Raw genomic sequence first — 2,526 nt, 5'->3', positions numbered from 1 at the left:
GGCTGGCGGCCTGGAGCACGCGGTACGCGCGCGGCGAGGTGCTGGTGCTGGACAAGGCGAAGGGGACGCTGCGCCCGTCGGGGACGCTGGACGCCGCGCCGCTAGGGACGGCGGAGCGGGGAGCGTTCGTGCCGGGGCAGACGGTGTTCGCGCCGGAGGTGCGGCTGGCGGACGGGCGGACCCTCACGGTGCCCGCGCCCTTCGGCACGGCGAGCTTCGCGTCCCCGCGCATGCTGTTCGTGCATGCGGACGGCACGGCGTCGCTCTACGCGCGTCCCGCGTCCGCGCCGGCGAAGGCGTCCGGGCTGGGAGCAGGCAGCGCGCTGGGAGACCTGGATGGCGACGGGGTACCGGAGCTGCTCACCACGTCACCGCAGCTCCAGCCGGCACCGGACGTGCTGCGGGTGTTCTCGCTGACGTCCGACGCGCCGCTGGCGCACGAGCCCCTGTGGCAGGGCGCGCTCCCGCCGGGCCGGGCGCTGTACGTGGTGACGGCGGACCTGGATGGCGACAAGCGCCGCGAGGTCCTCGTGGGTTCGTGGAAGCCGGACGGCACGAGCGAGCTGTTCCTCCTGCGCCAGGGTGCACCGTGATGATCCGCTCCGCCCTCGCGGGCCTCGTGCTTCTCTCCTCCGCGCCCGCGCTGGCGGCCAGCCGTCCCCGCTACGGCGGCGAGCTGCGGGTGGCCCATGCGGGCCCGCCTGAAGTCGGTGAGCCCGCGCTCGCCGACACGCCGATGGAGGCCGCGCTGCTGGGCCTGCTGACGCGGCCCGTGTGTCGCGCGGACGCCGGCGGACAGGTGCACCCGACGCTGGCGCGGGAGCTGACCCGGCCCGTGCCGCAGGCCCTGCGCGTGGCGATGCCTTCCGCCGCCAGCGCCACCGCCCTGGCCCGCGCGTGGACGCGGCTGTCGTCCACGGAGTCGCCGTCACCGTACCGCGCGCTGCTGTATCCGCTGCGCGGCGAGGGCCGGCAGGTGACGTCCACGGGCGCCACGCTGGACCTGGCGCTGGCCTTCCCCTGGCCCGACCTGGAGCGCTCGCTGTGTCACCCTGCCCTCGCGACGCCCCCTTCGCCCACGTCGGGCCCGTTCAGCGCGGCGGGCCGGGGCGTGCTGGAGGCCCGGCTCACGTGGCCCGAAGGCCGGCCGTACCTGGACCGGCTGGCGCTCACCGCCACGGATGAGCGGGGCCTCACCCGGCTGTGGGCCGCGCGGCAGGTGCAGGTGGAGCTGGGCACGCCGCCGGACAGCGACACCCTCACGGGCGCCGCGCTGTACGCGACCTATCTGGCGTACTCGCCCCGGAAGGTGCCCGCGGACTTCCGTCAGGCCGTGGAGAGCGCCATCGACCGCGAGGACCTCACGCGGCTGTTCGTGAAGGGGCCCGCCGTGCCCATGGCGAACCTGCTGCCGCCCGCGCTGATGCCCCAGGTCCCCAGGGCCCGGCCCGGAACGCCCCCGGCGGGCGCGTCGCGCAAGGTGACGCTCGCCTATGACGCCGCGCTGGCGGATCAACGCGCCGTGGCCGAGCGCATCCAGGTGAAGCTGCACGACCAGGGCTACACCGTCGCGCTGGAGCCCCAGTCGCGCGCCGCGCTGCGAAGCCGTCAGGCCAGGGGTGACTTCGAGCTGATGCTCAGCGCGTTCCTCCTGCCGCCCATCCCCGGCCCCGCGCTGGCGGTGGTGCTGGAGGCAGGCGGCCGCAGGGACCTGCTCGGCGTGGAGCTGCCCCCCATCGGAGCGCTCACGGACGCGGCGCCGCGATGCGCGAAGCCGCGAACGGGCCCTGGTGCTCGCCCCTTCCGTGCCGCTCATCCCGCTGTACGCCCAGGGGCTCGCCCTGCGCGCGGCGCCGGAGGTGACGGGGCTGGTGCTGGACGCCCAGGGCCTGCCGGTGCTCGAGGGCGCCTGGCTGGCCCCTGTGGAAGCCTCGGGTGGCGGAGGAAGACCATGAGCCCGACCCATGCGGCGGATCCGGCGGCCCCCAGGAAGGACCGGCCGGCATGCGGCTGAGGACCCGGCTCGCGCTCGCCTTCGCGCTGCTCGCGCTGGTGCCGCTGGCGATCGTCGTTCCGCTGACGCTGACGCGCCTGCGCGACACGCTGTCGCGCGAGCTGGACGCGCGCATGACGGCCGCCACCACCTCCGCGCAGGAGTCCCTGGAGCGCTCCGCCGCCAACGCGCGCCGCGCCGTCGAGGAGCTGGTGGAGAGCCCCGCCATGGAGGACCTCGTGCGCGAAGCGCGCTCCGCCCCCCTGCGCGCCATCCAGGCCAACACCGCCGAGGGCCTGATGAGGAGCCGCGGCCTCACCGTGCTCACCCTCTTCGACCGCAACGGCACCGTGCTGTCCTCCGGCCACCTGCCCGCCCGGCGCGGAGACCCGGACCCCGTCCTCTTCGCCGTGACGAAGGAGCGGTCCCCCAAGCCCGTCCCCGTGCGCGTGGACGTGCGCGGCGACGCGGGCCTGCGCCAGGTCCCCGCGCTCGTCACCGCGCGCCCCGTGGACTACGGCGACGTGCGCCTG

Annotated in this window: 3 protein-coding genes; all 3 read left to right on the top strand. The window is 76.0% G+C overall.

Annotated elements, in window-relative coordinates:
• On the top strand, positions 1–593 hold a 593-nt coding region (locus tag ACLEQD_RS41270), incomplete at its 5' end, for an FG-GAP repeat domain-containing protein (RefSeq protein WP_410391395.1).
• Entirely contained in the window at positions 593–2,014 is a 1,422-nt protein-coding gene (locus tag ACLEQD_RS41265) for an ABC transporter substrate-binding protein (protein ID WP_410391394.1), read from the top strand. The genes ACLEQD_RS41270 and ACLEQD_RS41265, both read left to right, overlap by 1 nt.
• On the top strand, positions 2,005–2,526 hold a 522-nt coding region (locus ACLEQD_RS41260; protein ID WP_410391392.1), incomplete at its 3' end, for a cache domain-containing protein. The genes ACLEQD_RS41265 and ACLEQD_RS41260, both read left to right, overlap by 10 nt.

It is taken from the genome of Corallococcus sp. 4LFB (assembly GCF_046520365.1).
GTDB lineage: Bacteria > Myxococcota > Myxococcia > Myxococcales > Myxococcaceae > Corallococcus > Corallococcus caeni.
Note: the sequence above shows the minus strand (reverse complement) of the source record. Positions and strands in the feature narration are given on the sequence as shown.

Excerpts from the sequence above, each read along its gene's own strand:
- ACLEQD_RS41265 (WP_410391394.1), top strand. The coding sequence starts at position 593 with ATGATCCGCTCCGCCCTCGCGGGCCTCGTGCTTCTCTCCTCCGCGCCC.